We start from the raw sequence: 21,374 nt of genomic DNA on the forward strand, positions 1-21,374 counted from the left end.
ATGACACCGGGTCACGTTTGAGTTACTCGCTACTGCAGTAACTACGCTCCGGCGCCCGCGGACGTTCCCCGACGTCCGCTGTTCAGTTGGGGTCGGTCTCCTTAGTCCTCATCGGTGTCGAAGAGCGTGTCGGCGAACGTCGCGCCCTTCGGGACCTTCAGCCCGATGTGCCGCCACGCCGCGGGCGTGGCGACGCGACCGCGCGGCGTACGGGCCAGATAGCCCGACCGGACCAGGAATGGTTCGGCCACTTCCTCCACGGTCTCACGTTCTTCGCCGACCGCAACCGCCAGCGTGGAAAGACCCACCGGTCCGCCCCCGAAACGGCGGCACAAGGCGTCCAGAACGGATCTGTCGAGCCGGTCGAGGCCCATTTTGTCCACCTCGTACAGCTCTAGGGCCGACTTGGCGAGCGCCAGGGTGACGATGCCGTCCGCCCGCACCTCTGCGTAGTCGCGGACGCGGCGGAGCAGCCGGTTCGCGATACGCGGCGTACCGCGGGAGCGCGAGGCAATCTCCGCCGCGCCCTCCGGGGTGATGTCGACCTCGAGGAGGGCGGCCGAGCGGTTGACGATCTTCTCCAGCTCGGCGGACTCGTAGAACTCCAGGTGACCGGTGAACCCGAACCGGTCACGCAGCGGCCCCGGCAGCAGACCGGCCCGGGTCGTCGCCCCGACCAGCGTGAACGGCGGGATCTCGAGCGGGATCGCGGTCGCGCCGGGCCCCTTGCCGACGATCACGTCGACACGGAAGTCCTCCATCGCCATGTACAGCAGCTCTTCGGCCGGGCGCGACATCCGGTGGATCTCGTCGAGGAACAGCACTTCGCCCTCGCTCAACCCGGAGAGGATCGCGGCGAGGTCGCCGGCGTGCTGGATCGCCGGGCCGCTCGTCACACGCAGCGGCGCGGACAGCTCACTCGCGATGATCATCGCCAGCGTGGTCTTGCCGAGGCCGGGCGGGCCGGACAGCAGCACGTGGTCGGGCGCCCGATTGCGCCCGCGGGCGGCGTGCAGCACCAGCTCGAGCTGCTCGCTGACCCGGCGCTGACCGCCGAACTCGGCCAGCGTGCGCGGCCGGAGCGCGGACTCGATCTTGCGCTCCTCGAGATCCACGGCGTCGGCTGACACCAGCGGCCGGACGTTGTCTTCCATCGCTTACGCCTTCGAGAGCACGCGCAGCGCGGCACGCAGCAGGTCGGGGACTGCCGGAGTCGAGCTGTCCGCAGCCAGTGGTGACACTGCGGTGACCGCGTCCTCGGCGTCGCGAGCCGAGTAGCCAAGGCCAACCAGACCGGCCGCCACCTGCTCCCGCCACGCCTCCTGCGTCTGCAGGGGCCGCCCCGTCACCGTCTTCGACGGCGCACCGATCTTGTCCTTCAGCTCCAGCACGATCCGCTGCGCGCCCTTCTTCCCGATGCCCGGCACCTTCACCAGTACGACGAGGTCCTCGGTCGCTACCGCGTGGCGCAACTGGTCCGGGCTGAGCACCGCGAGCGCCGCCTGCGCCAGCTTCGGACCGACACCGGACGCGGTCAGGAGCAGCTCGAACAGGTCCTTCGCGTCGTCGTCGGCGAACCCGTACAGGGTCAGGGAGTCCTCGCGGACCACCATCGACGTGGAGATCCGGGCTTCTTGTCCCGGTCGCAAGCCAGCCAGGGTGCCCGGGTCGCAGTACACCTGCAGGCCCACTCCCCCGACCTCGACCACGGCGCTGTCCACGCCGATCGCCGCCACCGGTCCACGCACAAAGGCGATCATCGCCAACCTCCCGTTTCCGTGCTCACCGCTTGCCCTGCTGGGCCGCCACCGCGGCCCGCAATCTTGCCATCTGCAGACGGGACTGCGCCTGCGCCAAAGCCTCGAGGTTTGACCGGCTGGACGCCGCCTCCTGCAGCTTGCTGGCCACGCCACCACGCCACACCTGACAGATCGCCAACGCCAGCGCATCCGCGGCGTCGGCCGGCGTCGGACGCTCGCTCAGCTTGAGGATCCGGGTGACCATCGTGGTCACCTGCTCCTTGTCCGCCCGGCCCGATCCGGTGACCGCAGCCTTCACCTCACTCGGTGTGTGCAACGCGACCGGCAGCCCGCGACGAGCCGCGACGACCATCGCCACCCCGGAGGCCTGAGCAGTCCCCATCACGGTCCGGACGTTGTGCTGGGCGAACACTCGCTCGACCGCGACCGCGTCCGGCTGGTACTTGGCGATCCACTCGTCCAGCTCCGCCTCGATCTGGACGAGTCGCTTGGACACATCCAGATCGGCCGGCGTCCGGATCACTCCGACCGCGACCAGTGCAGGAGGCTTCCCCGGCGTACCCTCGACGACGCCGAGGCCGCACCGGGTGAGTCCCGGGTCGACGCCGAGCACCCGCATGGACCACCTCCGAACGTTTGTTCGATAACCCTAGACGGCGGTCTCGCGACTGACGAAATCGACGCGCCGAACTCAGAAGTAGTCGAGCATGTACGGCGTCGGTCCGCTGAAGACCGCATCCAGTCCGGCGTCCGTGGTGGGCGCTCCCCCGGTGACCAGTCCGGCTCCGCGAAGGGCCGCAAGTGGCGTACCGGCGTACAGCGCAGCTAGTCCACGTGGGCCGCAGCGGAGGGCGTCGTTCGGGCTGCCCGTGGGCGTGAGGCTGCCGGATCCGTCGGCGACCGACAGGTGCCAGTCGCCCGTGTTCGCGGGCAGGTCGGGATCGTCGATCCGCAGGTCAGCCTCGAGTACGACGCCTTCCGGGAAGCCTCGCGTCGCGATGGCGGCCGGAGCGTCGGTGAGCCGGAGCATCCAGCGGTTGATCCGCGTATCGCCGTCCGCCTCGTGCTCGGCGAGCAGATGGATCGGGTCGAACGGCGGGCAGTACGCCTTGACCGATTTCGCGATCGACGCGCCCGAGCCAACGGTCGCCCAGAGAGCGCGAGCAGTCTCCTCGGAGCCTGCCATGAGCTCGTCTACAGCCAGGTCACCGTCGGACCAGTTGTAGACCACGAAGCCGTCGTCGGCGACGTACGCGAAGTTGTCCTCGTCCTCCAGCCAGGACTCGACCTCAGTACGCGGCCAGATCAGCGGACCGCTCGAACGCCTCGCCTCATGGTTCTTCCCGGCGAGCTCCAGGAGCAGGTCCGCATCAGCGCGGCTCGCCTTCCGGACCGCCGTACCCTTGCCGCCCAGCGTCCGCAGATCAGCGGCCTGGAAGGAGAACTTGTACCTATTACCCGCGAACTCGTAGCCCAGGTGCCGGTAGAGAACAGTCGTCGCGGGATACAGAGCCGTCAGCGGGTACCCCTTGTCGACGCACCGCTGCAGCACCGCACGCATCATCAGACTGCCCACACCGCGACCGCGGTACTCCGGTGCGACGACTACGCCGGCCACTCCGCCCATCGGGACCCGCCGTCCACCCCACCACTGCTCAAACGGCCAGATCCGCGCCGCGGCAACAAGCTGGTCCCCGTCGACGACGCCGAGGAACCGCCCGTCCATGAAGGTGAGCGCATTCTTCTTCCACTCGTCCCGGTCCCCACCAGGCCCGAACGATCGAATCCGCACCTCCCACACCGCATCGAGCTGTTCCTCGACAACGTCCACCACCCGCAAGTCAGTCACGCGCCGACCCTACGTCCCACGAGCCGACCGACGCGGCCCCATTTCCACCTGTTGCCGAGGTGTTCAGACCTACTTCTTGCTCGCCACCCGCTCGGCCGACGTCTTCTTGTCGGTGACCCAGAGGTGGATAACTCCCTCGACGACCACCGTGCCGTCGTCCCGAGTCGCCTTCACCCGCACCGGCACCTCAGGCCCCGAGGTCCAAGTGTCCGGATCAGTCTCAGCCGAACAGACCAGATCGGACGTCGACTTGGCGAGGTACGAAACCTCCATCCCCTTTGGCAACCACCGCTTCCCCGCCGGCACCGTCGCCTCCGCCAGCGCCCCCATCGCCGCCTCCAACCCGTTGCACACAGCAATCGCATGCACGGTCCCGATGTGGTTCAGAACCGCCCGCCGCTTCGGCAACGTCAACGCCGCAAAGTTAGGACTCACCTGCACAAACCGCGGCCGCACCGACCGGAAGTAAGGCGCCTTCCAGGTAAACCCCCAAGAGAACACTCGCTCCCCACCCGGGACCCCACGCAACCGCTCCCACAACCCCAACACCTGACTGGCCATACCCGCATGTTACCCACGAGTCACATATCCCGTGAAGAGCCGCACTGAAGGACACCGCTCCGCAGCGACTGCCCTTCGGCCACCTCCGGCGGCGTACGTATCCGCTTGGAGGCCCCGCTGTACCAACCACTGTGATGCGCCAGCCCGGCAACCCGATCCGGCGCCCCGCGGCACCTCCCGCCGACTCATGCGTTGCCTCTGACGCGCGGCCAGCGCCGTCCGCCATCCTGGAGAGCAGATGTCCTCGGCGTCACTTCTGGTGAGTTCTCCTCGGCCGTCCAGCCGGTCGGTTCAGCAGGGCGGCCGTCAAGGTCTCATGCTGGTCTGGGCGCTAGGGGACGGGGAACTCGTGTGGTGGGCCCTCGCCGGTGGAGCCGTCGAATGCTTCGCGCAGTAGGTCGGCGTGCCCGGTGTGGCGGGCGTACTCCTCGATGAGATCGCTGATCAGCCGCCGCAGACTCATGCCGCCTTCGGGGGCGTAGTCGAGACCTGACTGGGCGAGGAGGCCGGCGAGCGTGTCGCGGGAGCGGTGTACCGCCCGCACCCACAGGTCGCGGAGCGCGTCGGGATCGTCATCCTTGGCCGACTCCCAAGCCCAGGTCTCCCAGGTGGAGTCGTGGCCGACGTCGCGGAACTCGAGCAGCAGCTCCATGCCGGCCAAGTCGCTCTGGAACTTCATCTCCTCACAGAGCGCCAAGTGCTTGAGAAGTCCGCCGAGCGTGATCGCAGACCGGCCGAGGCGCAATTGAAGGCCGTCCGAGTCCACGCCCCAGCACTTCCAGGCGAACGTACGACGATTGCGCTCGAGAGTGAGGAGTGCTGTCTGGAGCTCATCGCCGCGCATGAAGATGTCGATGTCCCATTCCGGAGGACGCCCGGGCGTGAACCCAGGTGCGCGCGTCAACGCCGAGGGCCGAGCAGTATTCGTGTCCATGCAGGCAGCGTAGGACCGCATCCGGACGATCCCCTTCCGGAATCCCCACCAACCACTTCGATGCCAACAGGTGGCGTGCTTGGCCGCATACGAGTCGGATCGTCGACGGTCGCGCCGTCGGCCAGCAAGACAGCCGCGAAGCGGTGTCCGTTGGACGGTGTGATGGGGGATTTAGACGATTCAATCGGGGGTGGCTAGACTGCGTGGGACGGTGGCTGCGGGTGGATGGGGGATGATGGGGACGCCCAGCATCAAGGAGGTTGCGCGGCGGGCCGGCGTTTCGGTGGGGACTGTCAGCAACTTCTTGAATCGGCCGGGGATTGTGGCTCCGGATACTCGGCAGCGGGTGCAGGAGAGCATCGACGCGCTGGGGTTCGTGCGCAACGAGGCGGCGCGGCATCTGCGGGCCGGGAAGAGTCGCACCGTCGGGCTTGTGGTGCTTGATGTTGCGAACCCGTTCTTCACCGATCTGGCCGAGGGCGCCGAGGCATTGGCGTACGAGCACGACACCCTGGTCATGCTCTGCAACAGCAAGACCGACCCGGTGCGCGAAGGCCACCACCTCGATCAGCTCGAGCAGCAGCGGGTGATGGGGATCCTCATCACGCCCTTCGACAGCAGCGATCCGCAGCTGACGGCGCTGGTTGAACGCGGTACGCCGGTGGTTCTCGTCGACCGCGCCGCCGACCGCGGACTGTGTTCGGTGTCGGTCGACGATCACCTCGGCGGGCGTCTTGCCGGCAACCATCTGATCGAGGCCGGACATCGCCGGATCGCCTTTATCGGTGGGCCTTTCACGATGCAGCAGGTGTCCGACCGGAAGGCCGGCATCACCGCGATCGTTGCCGAGTCCAACGATGTCGACCTGCAGTACTACGAGGTCGACGTGATGGGCGTGGTCGAGGGACGCGCGATCGGCGAACGCATCGCCGCGATGCCCGTCCGCTCCCGCCCCACCGCGGCGTTCCTCGCGAACGACCTGCTCGCACTGGGATTCCTCCAGGCGATGGCCGTTGCCGGACTGCGGGTGCCGCGCGACATGGCGATCGTCGGGTACGACGACATCGATTTCGCGCGCGCCGCCGCCGTACCGCTATCGTCGGTGCGCCAGCCGGCCGAGCTGCTCGGCCGGTCCGCAATGGAGCTGCTGCAGGAGGAGGTCCAATCATCGGACCGCCATCGTCACCGCCAGGTGATCTTCCAGCCGGACCTGATCGTCCGCGAGTCCAGCGACTTCAAACGCCGTCGCTGATGTCGGCCAGAAACTACGCGAATCCGCTAGCGTCACCAGCCGATCTTGAAGGGTTCAAGCTCGAGGGCGCCGGCGCGATGTCCTTCCCGCTCGGGCGACTTCGGTTGGAGAGCACGCAGGACGACGCGAACATCGTGCTCTGGTGTCCGGAGGACTTTCCGCCGAACATCACCGTGGAGTGGGACTTCTGGCCTATCCGCGAGCCCGGCCTGTGCATCCTGTTCTTCCACGCGAGGGGTCGCCACGGCGAGGACCTGTTCGACCTCCAGCCGCGCACCGGTCCGTACGACCAGTACCACCACGGCGACCTCGACACGTACCACGTCTCGTACTTCCGTCGCCGCTGGCCGGCCGAGCGCGCCTTCCACACCTGCAATCTGCGCAAGAGCTACGGCTTCCACCTGGTCGCACAGGGCGCGGACCCGATCCCGGGCGTCGACGACGCCGACGGCCCGTACCATCTGCGTCTCGACCTGCGCGGCGGCGAGATCACGTTCGCGGTCAACGACCTGATCAGCTTCGGCTGGTACGACGACCGTCCCCTGCCAGGCGGCAAGCTCGGCTTCCGTCAGATGGCCCCGATGATCGGCGAATACGCGAACCTGGGCGTCACCGGCCTCTCGCCCCGGAGCTGAGACCCGCACCAGCAACTTGGGACCTGTAATAGCAGGTCTCAGGTTACTGCTGCGGGTCTCTCCTCGCCGGATCCTGTCTCAGGATCACTGCCGTGACCAGTCTCTGACAAACGCTTTCCGAAGCGTTGACGTTGAGACGATTCAACTATATGGTCACATCACTTTTCGCCCGAAGCAGCCCGAAGCATCTAGGCAGGCACCATGAGCGGCTGGTCCATCAAGCTCTACAACGCAACAGACGAAGTCGTCTGGGCGATCAAACTGAACGCCCTGTGGATCCTCTTCACCCTGCTCGGCGGTATCGCGCTGGGTATCGGCCCGGCCACGCTCGCGGCATATTCCCTGGCTAGACGCAGGTCTTCTGGTGAATCGTTTCACGCCTTGCCTGCTTTCCGTACCGCGTTCCGCCAGGAGTTCCGCCGCGGCACCCTCGTCGTACTCCCACTCGTCGCGCTCGGCGTCGTACTGATCGGCAACTACCTGTACTTCGCCGCGCTCGGCACCGCACTCCCCCGGCTGGCGAGTCTCGCGGCGCTCGTCGCGCTCGGGCTGATCGCCGCCTACGCGCTGCCGATGGCCGTGCACTACGACCTCGGCATCCGCACGTTGTTGCCCAAGGCATCGTTGGTCGCGCTCGCGCGGCCGGCGTCGTCGCTGGTCCTGCTGTTCGTCGCGCTCTCCATCGCCTACCTGTCGGCCAAGTTCCCGGTGCTCGGGATCGTGCTGGCCGGCGGCGCGTGGATCCAGCTCGACACCTGGCTCTGCCTGCGCTTCTTCGCCGAGAACGAAGCGCGTCTGCATCTGAAAGGGAACCGATGAACATCTTCTCCAAACGGCGCATCGCCGTAGCCATGTTGTCGATGGCAACGTCCACGGCACTGCTCGCCTCCGCGGCCTGTTCCGGCGGTGGCGACGACAGCGAAGGCCAGGCCTCGAGCAACGAACTGACGGTGATGGCGCCGCTGTTCGGTACGGCGCCGGACGCGAACGGCGAGCTCCAGCAGGCGGTCGAGAAACTGATCGGCAAGAAGCTCAAGATCACCTGGGTGCCGAACGCGGAGTACGGCGACAAGTCGAACGTCACGCTCGCGTCGGACAAGATCCCGGACGTGATGGTGGCGAACGAGAAGAGCCCGTCGTTCGTGAAGGCCGCCGAGGCCGGCGCGTTCTGGGACCTGACCGGCAAGCTCGACAAGTACCCGAACCTGAAGCCGGCCGACGAGCAGACCGCTAAGAACTCGCAGACCAACGGCAAGACGTACGGCATCTACCGGGTCCGGCCGCTGCTGCGTTCCGGCATCGTGATCCGCAAGGACTGGCTCGCGAAGCTCGGTCTCAAGGAGCCGCAGACCGTCGAGGACCTCTACAACGTCGCGAAGGCGTTCACCGAGCGCGACCCCGACGGCGACGGCAAGAAGGACACGTACGGCTTGATCATCCCGAAGTGGCCCGGCAACTACGCGAGCGCCAGCCCGTACGACGTGGTCGAGACCTGGTTCGGCGCCCCGAACGGATGGGGTGAACGCGACGGCAAACTGGTCCCCGGCTTCGACACCCCGGAGTTCCTCGCCGCCAACGAATGGCTGCGCAAGTGGGTCAAGGAAGGCCTGATCAACCCGGACTTCGCCACCCTGGACAGCGCGAACTGGAACGACCCGTTCGTGCAGGGCAAGGGCGGCATGATCATCGACGTCAACGTGCGGGCGACCCAGCTGCTCGATCTGTTCAAGGAGAAGAACCCGAAGGACTTCGACAAGGTCACGCTGGTCGGCAACCTGAAGGGCCCGGACGGCGAGAAACACTCGTACCCGTTCACCGGCTACAACATGGTGATCGCGATCTCCAAGCAGCACGTCCGCACCGAGGACCAGCTCGACGACGTGCTGAAGACGCTCGACAAGCTCGAGTCCAAGGAAGGCTCGATCCTGCTGACCAACGGCATCGAGGGCCGCAACTTCAAGGCCGACGGGCAGTACGCCGTACCGATCAACCAGGACGACCCGAAGGTCAAGGCGATCCAGAACGACGTCGACAAGGGCTTCATCCAGCTCGGCACGCGCGCGTCGGTCGGGCTCGGCGCCTACGCACTCCGGCCGGACGACGAGGCCAGCCGGAAGATGCGGGAGAAGTTCGACGTACTGATGAACGAGGACCTGAAGACCGCCGTCTTCAACCCGTCGCTCAGCATCATCGCGCCGACCTCGGTCGCGAAGGGCCAGACGCTCGACACGATCATTCCGGACGCCCGGATCAAGTACCTGTCCGGCGCGATCACCGAGGACCAGCTGAAGGCGCAGATCCAGCGCTGGTACGACGGCGGCGGCACGCAGATCGCCAAGGAGGTCAACGACCTCGCCAAGGCCGGCGGCTGATACCGGGGGGATGGAAATGGCGACCGATCTGGTGCCGGAGGTGGTGCAGCCTGCCGCGGGAACCTCGCGGCAGGCGCCCGCCCCGAAGCGCAAACGCCGTACCCGGGCCCAGCCGTTGTGGCGGGACCTGCTCCGCTACCGCTGGCTGTACCTGTTGCTGCTGCCGGGTCTGGCGTACTTCGTCGTGTTCAAGTACCTGCCGATGTACGGCCTGACGATCGCGTTCAAGGATTACGTGCCCTTCCTCGGGTACTCCGGGAGCGAGTGGGTCGGACTGAAGCACTTCCACGAGCTGTTCACCGGGCCGGACTTCGGCCGGTTGATGTTCAACACTCTGCTGCTCGCATTGTTGACAATCCTCTTCGTCTTCCCGGCGCCGATCATCGTCGCCCTGCTGCTGAACGAGCTGCGGGTCAACGTGCTGAAGCGGTCCGTGCAGTCGCTTGTCTACATTCCACACTTCCTATCGTGGACAATCGTCGCTTCGCTGACCTACCTACTGTTCTCGGTGGACTTCGGCGTGATCGCGAACTGGATCCACAGCATCGTCGGCGGGCAGAAGACCGACTACGTCGCGCAAGCGGAGTGGTTCCGGCCGCTGATCGTGCTGCAGTTGCTGTGGAAGCAGACCGGCTGGGGCACGATCATCTATCTGGCCGCTCTGGCCGGGGTCGACTCACAGCTGTACGAGGCGGCGAGGGTGGACGGCGCCGGCCGGTGGCGTCAGTTCTGGCACATCACCCTGCCGGCGATCCGGCCGACGATCGTGGTGATGGCGATCCTGACGTCCGGGCATCTGATGGACTCCGGGTTCGAGCAGATCTGGCTGATGACCACCTCGCTGAACCGTGATGTCGCGGACGTGTTCGACACGTTCGTGTACTACATCGGCATCACCCAGGGCGCATTCAGCTACGCGACGGCGGTCGGCCTGTTCAAGGGCGTGGTCGGCGTGATCCTGATCTTCGGCTCGAACTTCCTGGCCAAGCGTCTCGGCCAGCGCGGATTGTTCTGAGCGAATCGTTCCGGGAAGGGCAAGCGATGAAACAAAGAGTCCGGTACTACGACTCGGTCGGCAGCCGCGTCTTCGATGTGCTGAATGTGCTTTTCCTCAGCGGTTTGGCGATCGTCACGGTGCTCCCGCTGGTGTACGTGCTTGCCGGGTCGTTCGCAACCGAGTCGGAGATCAGTTCGCGGCCGTTCTTCCTGTGGCCGAAGCGATTCGTGACCGACACGTACCAGTACATCTTCTCGACCGACACCTTCGTCCGGGCGTTGCTGACCACGATCGGCGTGACCGCGGTCGGCACCGTCGTACAACTCCTGCTCACGCTGACGATGGCGTATCCGTTGGCGAAGCGGTTCCTGCCCGGGCGGGCGCTCGTGCTGAACCTGGTGATCTTCACGCTGGTGTTCAGCGGCGGCATGATCCCGACGTACCTCGTGGTGCGTGATCTCGGGCTGCTCGACAGCTACTGGGCGCTGATCCTGCCGCTGGCGATCAACCCGTTCTACCTGATCGTCGTGAAGAGCTTCTTCCAGGAACTACCGGAGGTGCTCGAGGAGGCGGCGCGGATCGACGGGTGCAACGAGCTGAACGTGTTCCTGCGGATCGTGCTGCCGCTGTCGAAACCGATCATCGCGACGTTCTCGCTGTTCTACGCGGTCGGGATCTGGAACGACTACATGTCACCATTGCTCTACATCGACGACAACAAGAAGTGGACGCTGCAGATGATCGTCCGCCAACTCACCGCGGCCAACGCGGACTCGGCAAACGTGCTGCAGCAATTGGAGACGGTGACGTTTCCGGAGCAGGGTCTGAAGTTCGCGGTCGTGGTGGTCGCGACGCTGCCGATCCTGTTCTTCTACCCCTTCCTGCAAAAGCATTTCGCCAAAGGCGTCCTGATCGGATCGGTGAAGGATTGACGTCCTCCCTCGCCTGAAGGCGGGGGATTCCAACTACGCGACCGATGGAGGTGCGTGTTGAGGTTCACGCTTCTCAGAGACCAGTACGGCGCTCTCTCCGCGTGCGTTCACGGCCCGTCCGGCCGCGACGTTGCGTACGATCTTGCGTGCGATGTTGATGGCCGCGTTCACGTCTGCGTTGGCCTCAAACCGGCAGGCAACGCATCGGAACACCGCTTGGCTCTCGCGGTTTTCCGGCGCGCAATGCCCACAGACATTACAGGTCTGCGACGTGTACGCAGGGTTGACTTTCTCGACCCGTCCTGGTGCCTTGTGCTCCAGCCGGGCCACCAACTGCCCCCACGCATTGGCCAGGATGCCGCGATTGAGCCCGGCCTTCTGCCGGACTTTCCGCCCCGGCCGTTCGACCGTGCCCCGCGCCGACCTCGTCATGTCACGGATCTTGAGGCCCTCGACCCGGATCAGATCGAACCGGCGCGCGAGGTCGGTGGTGGTCCGCTCGACCCAGTTCTTACGGCGATCCGCCTCGCGGGCTTTCCATCGTGCAACGGCAGCCCTGATTTTGGCACCCCGGTTACTGCCGCGTTTCGACCGGGCGAGGCGGCGCTGCAGCTGCTTGAGTCGCGTCCGTTCCCGTCCCGACAACCCCGGACACGACAGCAGTTCCCCGGTCGACAGGGCCGCCGAGACGGTGACGCCTCGGTCCACCCCGACAGTATCGCCGGTGCCCGGTGCAGGTATCGGGGATGGGATGGCAGCGAACGCGATGTGCCAACGCCCGGCCCGGTCGCGGGTTACTCGGTAAGACTTCGCGTCCGGCAGTTTCCGGGTGAGCCGGAACTTCATCCATCCGACCTTCGGCACCAACACCCGGCCCCACTTCCGGTTCAGCTTGTCCACCCGCTGAGCCGCCGGCCCGACGATCCGGAACCCCTCGTGCACACCTTCACGGCGCCACGTCGGGCGGCCGTGCGTCCCCGCGTAGAAGTTCCGCCATGCCTGGTCAAGATCCCGCAACGCCTGCTGCTGCACGGTCTGCGACCCAGCCCGCAGCCACGACTCTGCCGCTCGGGCTTCGGTGAGTTGCGCGGATTGCGCCACATACCCCGGGGCAGCGGGACGGCCGCGCCGCCACATCAACCGCTGCTCCAAACCCAGGTTCCACACGTACCGCGCATGCCTGCAGTGCTCCAACAACCCAGTCGCCTGGGCCGGAGTGGGTGCGAGGCGGTAGCGGGACACAACACATATCCGATCACACGCTACCGACAGTTTTCATTTGAAGGGAGGCAGTTGCGGTCCCTCTCCGCCCTGAAGGACGGGGATTCTCCGCAACAAGTCCAATGACGACGCTCCAGTGGCTGGAAACTCCATGTAGGCAAGGCGTTTCCTGGGGCATTCCGTGGCCGCGGGGGACGGTTGCCCAGGGCACCCGATTCACGATTGCCGACGGTACGCCGGTGCAGAGCTGGACGACTGCTGCGTGGCCGGATGGATCGATCAAGTGGTCCGCGCACGCGATCGGTCCGTCGGGACGGCCCGAATCGTCGTACGAGCTGGTCGCCGGTGAGCCCGCGACGCCTGCCAATCCGGTCGAGGTCGAACGCGCCGACGGCGAAGTGCGGGTGAAGTCCGGCGACATCAGCTGGATCCTGCGCGCACCGCACCTGATCACCTCGATCTCCTCCGGGGATCAGGAAGTCATCCGCGACGTTCGGCTCGTCAGTCTTCGCCAGGACGAGCCGAACAACGACTCCGGTACGACCGCGCGGGAGCAGACCACGGCGATCGTCGACACTCTTGTTGTCGAGCAGGACGGTCCAGTGCGGGCCGTCATCAAGGTAACCGGCAAGCACGGCGATTGGCTGCCGTTCTCCGTGCGGCTGTACTTCTACGCGGGCGCCAAAGACGTACGGATCGTGCACAGCTTCATCTGGGACGGCGATCCGGACCGCGACTTCCTGGCCGGTCTCGGGCTCGCCGCGGACGTGGTGATGCGCGACGACCCGCACAACCGGCACATCCGACTAGCCGGTCCGTCGGGCTTCCTGACCGAGGCGGTCCGCGGTCTGACCGGTCTGCGCCGTGACCCAGGTGGAGAGGTCAAGCAAGCCCAAGTGGCCGGTCGCGCCATCGAGGAGATTCCCAACCCGGAGGTGGCCGACCGCCTGCACCTCATCCCGCAGTGGAACGACTACACCCTCGACCAGAGCAGCGCCGACGGCTTCACCCTGCGCAAACGCACTGGTCCGGGACAGGGCTGGGTCACGATCCCGTCCGGGACCAGATCGCCCGGCTACGGGTACCTCGGCGGTGTCAGCGGCGGACTGGGATTCGGACTGCGCGACTTCTGGAAGCTGCACCCGACACGGCTCGACATCCGCAACGCGGCCACCGACCTCGCCACGGCCACGGTGTGGATGTGGTCGCCCAGCGCGCCGGCGATGGACGTGCGGTACTGGCACGACGGCATGGACCAGGACACGTACGCCGAACAGCTCGAAGGGCTCGAGGTCACCTACGAGGACTACGAACCGGGCTTCGGCAACGCTCAAGGCATCGCCCGCACCCATGAGCTCAATCTGCGCGTCCACGACGCCACACCCTCGGCAGACGAGCTAGCGGAACACGTGGCGCTGCTGAACTCCCCCGGCCTACTGACCGTCTCACCGGCAAGGATGCTGGAGGCAGGTGTCTTCGGCACCTGGAGTCTGCCCACCGCCGACCACCAGGACATCGAAGCCCGGCTGAACTTCCTCTTCCAGTACTACGTCGGTCAGCGCGAGCAGCGCCGCTGGTACGGGTTCTGGGACTACGGCGACGTCATGCACACCTACGACCGCGACCGGCACACGTGGCGGTACGACGTGGGCGGGTACGCGTGGGACAACTCAGAGCTGTCGCCGGATCTCTGGCTCTGGTACCAGTACCTGCGCACCGGACGCGCGGACGTGTTTCGGTTCGCGGAGGCGATGACGCGGCACACCGGCGAGGTCGACGTACATCATCTGGGCCGCTGGAAGGGGCTCGGGTCACGGCACAACGTCCAGCACTGGGGCTGCAGCTGCAAGCAGGTGCGGATCTCCAGCGCGATCTACCGGCGCTTCTACTACTACCTGACCGCAGACGAGCGGACCGGTGACCTGTTGGACGAGCTGGCCACCATCGACGACGCCTTCCTCAGAATCGATCCGCAGCGCAAGGTGCGGCCGGACGTCTACTCCCCCGACCCGCATGCGCTCTCGATCGAACTGGGCGTGGACTGGGGCGCGCTCGCTGCAGCGTGGCTGACGCGGTGGGAACGTCACGGCGATGAGCGAGCCCGGGCGCGGCTGGTCGGGACAATGACTGATATCGCGACGCTGCACTACGGGTTCCTGACCGGCAATGCACGGCTCGACCTGTCCACTGGGCGTTTCGACACCAGCCGGCGAGCAATCGCGGTCTCACACCTGTCCTCGCTGTTCGGGCTGCCCGAGATCTGTTCGGAGCTGATCGATCTGGACCTCGACGTACCCGGGTTCGAGAAGGCGTGGCTCGACTATTGCCGGCTGTACCTGCTGACGCCCGGGGAGCAGACCGCGGAGGTCGGACAGCCCCTGCAGGGCATCTCACTCGTGCAGGCTCACAGCAGGCTGGCGGCGTACGCCGCGGCGCGCACCGGCGACACCGAGCTGGCCCGGCTGGCGTGGCGGAAGTTCTTCGTGGACGAGGGCGATCAGCTCAACCGCAACGCGATGCAGCGTGAGACGGAGTGGAAGACGACTACGGTCCACGGGGCGCTGATGCCGGTCGAGGAGGCGGCATTCGTCAGTACGAACGGCGCGGCGCAGTACGCGCTCGCAGCCATGCAGAACCTCGCGCTGATCCCGGAACACCGGACCTAGCCGCAACTTTTCCGGTCTGGCGTGCATCTCTCTGATATCTGTTTCGTCGTTGGGGGGAGAGCAGGATGCTCGGGAATCGGTCAGCTGTGGGTGCGATCGCGCTGATGGCCTTCGTCGCAGGATGCGGCGGGCCCAAGGCTGCGAGTGATGACGCGGTGGAGAGCACACCGACACCTGCGCCGGCAGCCACTCCAACAACCACTCCAACAACCACACCGTCAGCAGTGCTGGAAAAGCCGACCATCCCCGTTCCCTCGACGCCGCCGGCGAGCAGTATTGCCGGCCTCTCGGCGGCCACGATCCTCACCAAGACGCAGGCTGCCGCGAAGGCTGCCACCAGCGTCCGGATGAAGGGTGCCGTGTCCGACGGCAAGGAGCGGATGGTCCTCGACGTGCGGGTCACCAAGAACGGTGGCCAGGGGTCGATCACCACGAGCGACGGTGGTATGTCGGTGATGGTGATCGGCAAGACGGCGTACCTGAAGATGAGCAACAAGTTCTGGCAGACGCAGACCAAGTCCAAGGCCGAGGCGGACGCCATCGTCGGGCTGATCGACGGCCGGTGGATCCGGACGACGATGAGCGACAAGGACCTCGGCAACTTCGCGCTGTTCGCCAGCAAGGCCGAGTTCTTCGACACGCTGTTCGAGCCCAGCGGCTCGCTCAAGAAGACCGCACCCAGGACCGTCGACGGTGTCCCGTCGGTCGGCCTCGGGGACGGCGACGGCACGCTGTGGGTCGACACCGCCACCGCGCGCCCGGTCCGGCTCGAGTCCGGCGCCGACGCGCTGAGCTTCAGCGAGTACAACAAGGTCACAACGCCGAAGGCCCCTCCGGCGAATCAGGTGATCGACGGAAAGGCCCTCGGAATGTGAGCTCTGCCTGCGCGGGTCAGCCGACCTCGGCCATGATCTCGTCGGACACGTCGAAGTTCGCGTAGACGTTCTGTACGTCGTCGCTGTCCTCGAGCGCGTCGATCAGGCGGAAGATCTTGGCGGCGCCGTCGGCGTCGAGCTCGACCGTCATCGACGGGACGAACTGGACGTCGGCGGAGTCGTAGTCGATCCCCGCGTCCTGCAGCGCCGTCCGGGCCGCGACCAGGTCCGTCGCCTCGGTGACGACCTCCCAGGACTCGCCGAGGTCGTTGACCTCGTCGGCGCCGGCCTCGAGCACGGCCTCCATCACGTCGTCCTCGGACAGCGACTTCCCGTCCTGCTCCTTGGCGACGACGATGACGCCCTTGCGGTTGAACAGGTACGCGACCGAGTTCGGGTCGGCGAGCGAGCCGCCGTTGCGCGTCATCGCCGTCCGGACGTCCGCGGCGGCCCGGTTCCGGTTATCGGTCAGACACTCGACCAGCATCGCCACGCCGTTCGGGCCGTAGCCCTCGTACATGATCGTCTGGTACTCCGCGCCGCCCGCTTCCGCACCGGATCCGCGCTTGACCGCGCGGTCGATGTTGTCGTTCGGGACCGAGGTCTTCTTCGCCTTCTGGATGGCGTCGTACAGGGTCGGGTTCCCGCCGGGGTCACCGCCGCCCATCCGGGCGGCCACCTCGATGTTCTTGATCAGCTTCGCGAAGAGCTTGCCGCGCCTCGCGTCGATGACGGCCTTCTTGTGCTTCGTGGTGGCCCACTTGGAGTGGCCTGACATGGCGAAACCAACCCTTCTACCTACAACAACGACTCAGTGGGCCCGGACCAGCTCGGCGAAGTAGCCGTGCAGCCGCGCGTCCCCGGTCATCTCCGGATGGAACGACGTGGCGAGCAGCCGGTCGTGGCGGACCGCGACGATCCTACCTGTGGCAGGGCCCGACCTCACCGTCGAGAGTACCTCTACGTCCGGTCCGACCCGCTCCACCCACGGTGCCCGGATGAACACGGCGTGGTACGGCGCGTCAAAAGCGGTGAACTCGAGATCAGCCTCGAACGAGTCGACCTGCCGGCCGAACGCGTTCCGGCGTACCGTCACGTCGAGTCCGCCGAGGGTCTCCTGGTCGGCGGTCCCGCCGGTGATCTGGTCGGCCAGCATGATCATCCCGGCGCAGGTGCCGAACACCGGCATCCCGTCCGCGATCCGCTTCTGCAGCGGCTCGAACAGCTCGAACGTCCGCGCCAGCTTGTACATGGTGGTCGACTCGCCGCCGGGCAGCACCAGCGCGTCGACCTGCTCCAGCTCGGACGGACGCCGTACTGGCCGCGCCTCGACGCCGACCTCGGTCAGCATTGCCAGGTGCTCACGGACATTGCCCTGGAGGGCGAAGACGCCGATGACTGTCATAGCGTCACCCTCCGTTGCCAGTTGAGAGTGACCTCGATCCGGCCCTCGTCGAAGACGGCGGGGAGGTCGTTGCGGTGCAGGAGCTCCAGCACGTCCTCCAGCAGCGGCTCCCCGGGAGCCACGTTGGCGGTGTCGGGGTGCCAGAGCTTGAGCTCGAGCATGCCGAAGTCGACCGCGTGCCACACGTCGGTGTCGGTGAAGAACACCAGGCCCTGCGGACCTTCTGCGGCCTCCAGCACCGCCCGGGCTTCGTGGTGGTCCGACGTGTACCGGACCACCACCACGCCCAGCGCTTCGAGCTCCGCGAGTACGCCGTCGAGCCTGTCCGTGTCGGTGCTCTCCGGCCAGGTCGCGGCGTCGGCGTTGAGGTCCATCACCGCCTCACCGATCAGCAGCGGGACCAAGGCGGCCGGATCCATCGACGGTGCGTCCTCGCGGACCGCCTCCGTCAGGGCAGCCGTGATGGCGGCGTGGTCGGCGTACCCGGACCGCACCAGGACGCGGGCGAGGCCACGCAGCTCCCGGGCGGTCCGTTCGTCCACCGACTGCAAGTTGCTTGTCACTGCTCAAGGGTAGTTCAGGCGCTACTTCACGCCTCCGGCGGTGACCGAGACCTGCAGCTGACGCTGGAAGATGATGTAAACGACCAGCACCGGCGCCACCGTGATCACCACGGCCGCGAACAGTGCACCGAAGTCGACCGCATAGCCGGCCTGCGACGCGAACGACGCCATGCCCTGCGAGAGCACGTAGTTCTTCGAGTCGGTGTTCAGCGCGACGGGGAGCAGGAACTGGTTCCACAACCCGAGGAAGTTGAAGATGGCGACCGACGCCATCCCCGGCCTTGCCATCGGCAGCATCACCGAGAAGAACGTGCGCCACTCGCCGGCCCCGTCGATCTGCGCCGCCTCGTAGATCTCGCCCGGCAGCGCCTTGAAGAAGGAGTGCAGGAAGAAGACGGTGAACGGCAGCGCGAACGCGACGTAGGTGACGATCAGCCCAGGCAGGGTGTTGAGTAGGCCGAAGTTCTTCAGCGTGAAGAACAGCGGCACGATCGCCAGGAAGACCGGGAACGTCAGTCCGGCCAGCATCGAGTAGTAGATCAGCCGGTTGCCGGGGAACGTGAACCTGGCCAGCACGTACGCACACATGGCGCCGAGGATCATCACCAGCACCAGAGCGCAGCCCACGACGATCACGGTGTTCGCGAAGTAGCGACCGATGCCGGCCGTCGTCCAGGCGTTGGCGTAGTTCTCGAACCGCAGCTTGTGCGGCAGCGTCAGCGGGTTGCCCAGGACCTCCTGCGTCGACTTGAACGAGGACAGCAGCGTCCACAGCAACGGCACGATCACCAGCAGCGACCACAGGATCAGCGCGATGTGGGCGGTCGTGGCGACGCCCCTGCCCTCACGGGACCCAGGGTGGGGTGCGCGGGAATCGGCGACCAGGTCGGCCCGGTCGGCGGTAGTGGTTGTCATCGTCGTACCTTCCGCTCACGTCCGCCGGTCAGGGCGTTCACGACGAAGACCAGGAGCGCGAACAGCATCGTCACCGCGGCCAGGACCACGCCCATCGCGGTCGAGTAACCGAACTGCCCCTTGGTGAAGGCAGTGGTGAACAACTGCTGGGGCATGACCAGGGTCGAGTTCTGCGGCCCGCCGCCGGGGTTCAGCGCCTGCATGTAGACGAAGGCGTCGAGAGCGGCGATACCGAGGTAGATGTAGGCCGTCTGCACGTTGTCCCGGATCAGCGGCACCGTGATGGACAGCGCCGTACGGAACCGGCCGGCGCCGTCGATGCGGGCCGCCTCGAACACCTCGGGGTCGATCCCCCGGATGGCGGCGATGAACAGCACCATGTAGAAGCCGACGAAGCCCCAGATCATCACGAACATCGAGGCAGGCATCGCGGTCCGCGCGTCACCGAGCCAGGCATAGTTCTCGAACTGGTGCAGCCCGATCTTCGACAGTACGGCGTCCAGGATGCCCGAGCCCGGCGTGAACACCTGGGCCCAGATCAGGCCGATCACGATCGCGGGGATCACGTACGGGAAGAACGAGACGATCCGGTAGTAGCCGGAATTGCGCAGCCCGCGAACGGTCCCGGTGCCCGAACCGCCGATCGTCACCAGCGTGGCCAGTGTCAGCGCCAGCACGATCGTCACGATCGGCACGACGATCGCGAGCTCGATGTTGTTGCGGACGGCCTTCAGGAAGATGTCGTCGTGGAACAGCTTGACGTAGTTGTCGAAGCCGATGAAGTTCTGCCCCGCGCTGAAACCGGACCAGTCGGTCAGCGAGTAGTACAGCGCCTGCACGAACGGCGAGACCACGAAGACCACGAACACCGCCAGCGGCAGGCCGAGGAACACGACCATGAAGCTGATGCGGTCGAAAGTCAGCGGCCGGCGGCGCCGGGTGGCGGACCGCTTGGGTCCGCCTCCCGGCACAGCCTCTTGCGTCGTGGTCACTTGGTGACCGGGATCTTCTTGACGGAGCTGTCGTTGCGCACCTTGTCGGTGATCTGCTGCAGGCCCTTGGTCAGGCCCGCCGCGTCCAGCTGGCCGGACAGGAACGAGTTCCAGACCACCAGCTGGTCGGTGTTCATGCCGTACAGGCCGAACACCTGGTAGTCGAAGACGTTCGTGCCGGCGGCGTCCAGCATCGCGGTCTGCGACTGCAGCGCGGTCGAACCGAAACCGTCGGCGGGCACCAGGCCCTTGACGATCGTCGGCGCGAGCCGGGTCTTGGCGAAGTTGGTCGCCGCGTCCTTGGACAGCATGGCCCGCAGCAACTCCTTGCCGCCGGCGGCGTTCTTGCCCTTGGCCGGGACGATGAACGGCTCACCGGCCGCCGAGCGCAGCGACTCGTACGGGAGCTTCGGGCTCTCGGTCAGGGTCGGCTCCGGGACGCCCTTCATGTCGAAGCCCGACTTGGTGGCCTTCTTCATCTCGTTCTCGATCCACGAGCCCGAGGGGTAGAGGATGGCCTGCTGGTCGTTGCTCCACTTCGCCTGCGCGGCGGTGAACTGCGTACCGGCGCCGCCGGGCACGAAGTACCCGTTCTTGACCATGGTCTCCATGGCCTTGAAGATGCCCTGGAACTGCGGCATCGACCAGCAGTTCTCCTTGAGGTTCTCCAGCGCCAGCCGGACCTCGTCGCCACCCTCCTTGATGGCGCCGTCGACGGCCATCGTGTGGTAGTAGGTGGCGGCTTCCTTGCCCCAGACGAACAGGTACTTGCCCTTGGCCTTGGCCTTGGCGCCGAGGTCGAGCAGGCCGTCGTACGTCTTCGGCGGCTCCCAGCCGTTCGCCTTGAACAGGCTGTCGGAGTACCAGATGCCGTACAACGTCAGCACGTAGTTCATCGCGACGAACTTGCCGTCGAAGGTACCGGGGTTCTTGGCGCCCGGGTACAGGGTGTCGGCGATCTTCGTGCCCTCGTAGTTGTTGGCCTCGAAGACATCGTCGAGCGTCGCCAGCTGGTCCAGGATCGTGTTGAAGCCGATCTGGTTCGCGCCGGAGTTGTCGATCAGGTCCGGCGGGTTGCCGCCGACGAAGCGCGGCTGCAGCTGCTGGGCGATCTGGGTGGACGGGGAGACCTTGAACGTCGAGCCCGCCTGCTTCTTCTGCGCGATGTCGGCCGCGAACTGCACGTAGTCGTAGCCGTACCCGCCGTTGAAGATCACCGCGTCGACACTGGACTTGTCCGCCATACCGAACGGGTTGTCCGAGCTCTTGGCCCCGCCCTGCTGCGAGCTGTTGTTGTCGCTGCCACTACCGGCGCAGCTGGCGAGCACGCCACTGAGGGGAAGCACCGCGGCGGCCGCCAGGCTCCCCCGCAGGAGACTCCGTCGCCCGATCTTGCTGGTCTCGCTCATTTGGTCCTGCCTCTTCTCGCTAGATTCCCGACGGTG

21 protein-coding genes are annotated in these 21,374 nt (G+C 66.3%); 8 read left to right on the forward strand and 13 right to left on the reverse strand.

Features of this window, described 5'->3' with window-relative positions; genetic code table 11:
- Positions 1–101 precede the first annotated feature (101 nt).
- The 6 genes from ruvB to EV645_RS38710 form a co-directional block, all read right to left on the reverse strand.
- On the reverse strand, positions 102–1,154 hold the full coding sequence (ruvB, locus tag EV645_RS38685; RefSeq protein WP_130449730.1) for a Holliday junction branch migration DNA helicase RuvB: 1,053 nt from the start codon (positions 1,152–1,154) through the stop codon (positions 102–104).
- 3 nt (positions 1,155–1,157) lie between these two features.
- Positions 1,158–1,760 (reverse strand): Holliday junction branch migration protein RuvA, encoded by a 603-nt coding sequence (gene ruvA, locus EV645_RS38690; protein ID WP_130449732.1) that lies wholly within the window; start codon positions 1,758–1,760, stop codon positions 1,158–1,160.
- Positions 1,761–1,782: 22 nt separating this feature from the next.
- Positions 1,783–2,379, reverse strand: coding sequence for a crossover junction endodeoxyribonuclease RuvC (gene ruvC / locus EV645_RS38695; protein ID WP_130449734.1), 597 nt, complete (start codon positions 2,377–2,379; stop codon positions 1,783–1,785).
- 72 nt (positions 2,380–2,451) lie between these two features.
- Positions 2,452–3,609, reverse strand: a complete 1,158-nt coding sequence (locus tag EV645_RS38700; RefSeq protein ID WP_130449736.1) for a GNAT family N-acetyltransferase — start codon at positions 3,607–3,609, stop codon at positions 2,452–2,454.
- Positions 3,610–3,678: 69 nt separating this feature from the next.
- Positions 3,679–4,170, reverse strand: a complete 492-nt coding sequence (locus EV645_RS38705) for a hotdog fold domain-containing protein (RefSeq protein WP_130449738.1) — start codon at positions 4,168–4,170, stop codon at positions 3,679–3,681.
- 331 nt (positions 4,171–4,501) lie between these two features.
- Positions 4,502–5,104 (reverse strand): mycothiol transferase, encoded by a 603-nt coding sequence (locus tag EV645_RS38710; protein ID WP_242000933.1) that lies wholly within the window; start codon positions 5,102–5,104, stop codon positions 4,502–4,504.
- Positions 5,105–5,336: 232 nt separating this feature from the next.
- Between EV645_RS38710 and EV645_RS38715 the strand changes: the two genes are divergently transcribed.
- From EV645_RS38715 to EV645_RS38740, 6 genes are all read left to right on the forward strand, one after another.
- Positions 5,337–6,356, forward strand: a complete 1,020-nt coding sequence (locus EV645_RS38715) for a LacI family DNA-binding transcriptional regulator (protein ID WP_242000934.1) — start codon at positions 5,337–5,339, stop codon at positions 6,354–6,356.
- The gene (locus EV645_RS38720; RefSeq protein ID WP_130449740.1) at positions 6,356–6,991 is read left to right on the forward strand and encodes a DUF1961 family protein; all 636 of its coding nucleotides are present in this window, start codon (positions 6,356–6,358) and stop codon (positions 6,989–6,991) included. The genes EV645_RS38715 and EV645_RS38720 overlap by 1 nt, the downstream gene beginning before the upstream one ends.
- A gap of 201 nt (positions 6,992–7,192) precedes the next feature.
- On the forward strand, positions 7,193–7,810 hold the full coding sequence (locus tag EV645_RS38725; RefSeq protein ID WP_130449742.1) for a YesL family protein: 618 nt from the start codon (positions 7,193–7,195) through the stop codon (positions 7,808–7,810).
- Positions 7,807–9,363 (forward strand): extracellular solute-binding protein, encoded by a 1,557-nt coding sequence (locus EV645_RS38730; protein ID WP_130449744.1) that lies wholly within the window; start codon positions 7,807–7,809, stop codon positions 9,361–9,363. The genes EV645_RS38725 and EV645_RS38730 overlap by 4 nt, the downstream gene beginning before the upstream one ends.
- 16 nt (positions 9,364–9,379) lie before the next feature.
- Entirely contained in the window at positions 9,380–10,378 is a 999-nt protein-coding gene (locus EV645_RS38735) for an ABC transporter permease (protein ID WP_130449746.1), read from the forward strand.
- Positions 10,379–10,404: 26 nt separating this feature from the next.
- A complete protein-coding gene (locus tag EV645_RS38740) occupies positions 10,405–11,292 on the forward strand; it encodes a carbohydrate ABC transporter permease (protein WP_130449748.1) in 888 nt (295 codons plus the stop codon).
- 33 nt (positions 11,293–11,325) lie between these two features.
- Here EV645_RS38740 and EV645_RS38745 read toward each other — a convergent pair whose 3' ends face one another.
- On the reverse strand, positions 11,326–12,534 hold the full coding sequence (locus tag EV645_RS38745; RefSeq protein WP_130449750.1) for an RNA-guided endonuclease InsQ/TnpB family protein: 1,209 nt from the start codon (positions 12,532–12,534) through the stop codon (positions 11,326–11,328).
- 101 nt (positions 12,535–12,635) lie between these two features.
- On the opposite strand from EV645_RS38745, the gene EV645_RS38750 reads away from it, so the two are divergent.
- Together EV645_RS38750 and EV645_RS38755 are read left to right on the forward strand one after the other, a co-directional pair.
- The gene (locus EV645_RS38750; RefSeq protein WP_130449752.1) at positions 12,636–15,179 is read left to right on the forward strand and encodes an exo-rhamnogalacturonan lyase family protein; all 2,544 of its coding nucleotides are present in this window, start codon (positions 12,636–12,638) and stop codon (positions 15,177–15,179) included.
- Between the two features lie 65 nt (positions 15,180–15,244).
- Positions 15,245–16,054, forward strand: coding sequence for a hypothetical protein (locus tag EV645_RS38755; RefSeq protein ID WP_130449754.1), 810 nt, complete (start codon positions 15,245–15,247; stop codon positions 16,052–16,054).
- A gap of 16 nt (positions 16,055–16,070) precedes the next feature.
- Here EV645_RS38755 and EV645_RS38760 read toward each other — a convergent pair whose 3' ends face one another.
- Genes EV645_RS38760 through ngcE form a run of 6 tightly spaced genes read right to left on the reverse strand, consistent with a single transcriptional unit; the run spans position 16,071 to position 21,338 of the window.
- Entirely contained in the window at positions 16,071–16,832 is a 762-nt protein-coding gene (locus EV645_RS38760) for a YebC/PmpR family DNA-binding transcriptional regulator (RefSeq protein WP_130449756.1), read from the reverse strand.
- 33 nt (positions 16,833–16,865) lie between these two features.
- Complete coding sequence (gene pdxT / locus EV645_RS38765) at positions 16,866–17,459, reverse strand: pyridoxal 5'-phosphate synthase glutaminase subunit PdxT (RefSeq protein ID WP_130449758.1); 594 nt, start codon at positions 17,457–17,459, stop codon at positions 16,866–16,868.
- Positions 17,456–18,022 (reverse strand): DUF6891 domain-containing protein, encoded by a 567-nt coding sequence (locus EV645_RS38770; protein WP_242000935.1) that lies wholly within the window; start codon positions 18,020–18,022, stop codon positions 17,456–17,458. The genes pdxT and EV645_RS38770 overlap by 4 nt, the downstream gene beginning before the upstream one ends.
- A 21-nt stretch (positions 18,023–18,043) precedes the next feature.
- Positions 18,044–18,937: a carbohydrate ABC transporter permease gene (locus EV645_RS38775; protein ID WP_130449760.1), complete on the reverse strand. Its 894-nt coding sequence runs from the start codon at positions 18,935–18,937 to the stop codon at positions 18,044–18,046.
- Positions 18,934–19,929, reverse strand: a complete 996-nt coding sequence (locus EV645_RS38780; protein WP_242000936.1) for a carbohydrate ABC transporter permease — start codon at positions 19,927–19,929, stop codon at positions 18,934–18,936. Before EV645_RS38780 ends, EV645_RS38775 begins: the two co-directional genes overlap by 4 nt.
- The gene (ngcE, locus tag EV645_RS38785; RefSeq protein ID WP_130449762.1) at positions 19,926–21,338 is read right to left on the reverse strand and encodes an N-acetylglucosamine/diacetylchitobiose ABC transporter substrate-binding protein; all 1,413 of its coding nucleotides are present in this window, start codon (positions 21,336–21,338) and stop codon (positions 19,926–19,928) included. The genes EV645_RS38780 and ngcE overlap by 4 nt, the downstream gene beginning before the upstream one ends.
- Positions 21,339–21,374: the final 36 nt, after the last annotated feature.

Source organism: Kribbella rubisoli, assembly GCF_004217145.1.
GTDB classification, from domain to species: domain Bacteria; phylum Actinomycetota; class Actinomycetes; order Propionibacteriales; family Kribbellaceae; genus Kribbella; species Kribbella rubisoli.

What these genes read in the sequence shown, in the direction of transcription:
- ruvB (WP_130449730.1), bottom strand. Translation starts at nt 1,154, where the DNA reads ATGGAAGACAACGTCCGGCCGCTGGTGTCAGCCGACGCCGTGGATCTC.
- ruvA (WP_130449732.1), bottom strand. Translation starts at nt 1,760, where the DNA reads ATGATCGCCTTTGTGCGTGGACCGGTGGCGGCGATCGGCGTGGACAGC.
- ruvC (WP_130449734.1), bottom strand. Translation starts at nt 2,379, where the DNA reads ATGCGGGTGCTCGGCGTCGACCCGGGACTCACCCGGTGCGGCCTCGGC.
- EV645_RS38705 (WP_130449738.1), bottom strand. Translation starts at nt 4,170, where the DNA reads ATGGCCAGTCAGGTGTTGGGGTTGTGGGAGCGGTTGCGTGGGGTCCCG.
- EV645_RS38710 (WP_242000933.1), bottom strand. Translation starts at nt 5,104, where the DNA reads ATGGACACGAATACTGCTCGGCCCTCGGCGTTGACGCGCGCACCTGGG.
- EV645_RS38715 (WP_242000934.1), top strand. Translation starts at nt 5,337, where the DNA reads ATGATGGGGACGCCCAGCATCAAGGAGGTTGCGCGGCGGGCCGGCGTT.
- EV645_RS38720 (WP_130449740.1), top strand. Translation starts at nt 6,356, where the DNA reads ATGTCGGCCAGAAACTACGCGAATCCGCTAGCGTCACCAGCCGATCTT.
- EV645_RS38725 (WP_130449742.1), top strand. Translation starts at nt 7,193, where the DNA reads ATGAGCGGCTGGTCCATCAAGCTCTACAACGCAACAGACGAAGTCGTC.
- EV645_RS38730 (WP_130449744.1), top strand. Translation starts at nt 7,807, where the DNA reads ATGAACATCTTCTCCAAACGGCGCATCGCCGTAGCCATGTTGTCGATG.
- EV645_RS38735 (WP_130449746.1), top strand. Translation starts at nt 9,380, where the DNA reads ATGGCGACCGATCTGGTGCCGGAGGTGGTGCAGCCTGCCGCGGGAACC.
- EV645_RS38740 (WP_130449748.1), top strand. Translation starts at nt 10,405, where the DNA reads ATGAAACAAAGAGTCCGGTACTACGACTCGGTCGGCAGCCGCGTCTTC.
- EV645_RS38750 (WP_130449752.1), top strand. Translation starts at nt 12,636, where the DNA reads ATGACGACGCTCCAGTGGCTGGAAACTCCATGTAGGCAAGGCGTTTCC.
- EV645_RS38755 (WP_130449754.1), top strand. Translation starts at nt 15,245, where the DNA reads ATGCTCGGGAATCGGTCAGCTGTGGGTGCGATCGCGCTGATGGCCTTC.
- EV645_RS38760 (WP_130449756.1), bottom strand. Translation starts at nt 16,832, where the DNA reads ATGTCAGGCCACTCCAAGTGGGCCACCACGAAGCACAAGAAGGCCGTC.
- pdxT (WP_130449758.1), bottom strand. Translation starts at nt 17,459, where the DNA reads ATGACAGTCATCGGCGTCTTCGCCCTCCAGGGCAATGTCCGTGAGCAC.
- EV645_RS38775 (WP_130449760.1), bottom strand. Translation starts at nt 18,937, where the DNA reads ATGACAACCACTACCGCCGACCGGGCCGACCTGGTCGCCGATTCCCGC.
- ngcE (WP_130449762.1), bottom strand. Translation starts at nt 21,338, where the DNA reads ATGAGCGAGACCAGCAAGATCGGGCGACGGAGTCTCCTGCGGGGGAGC.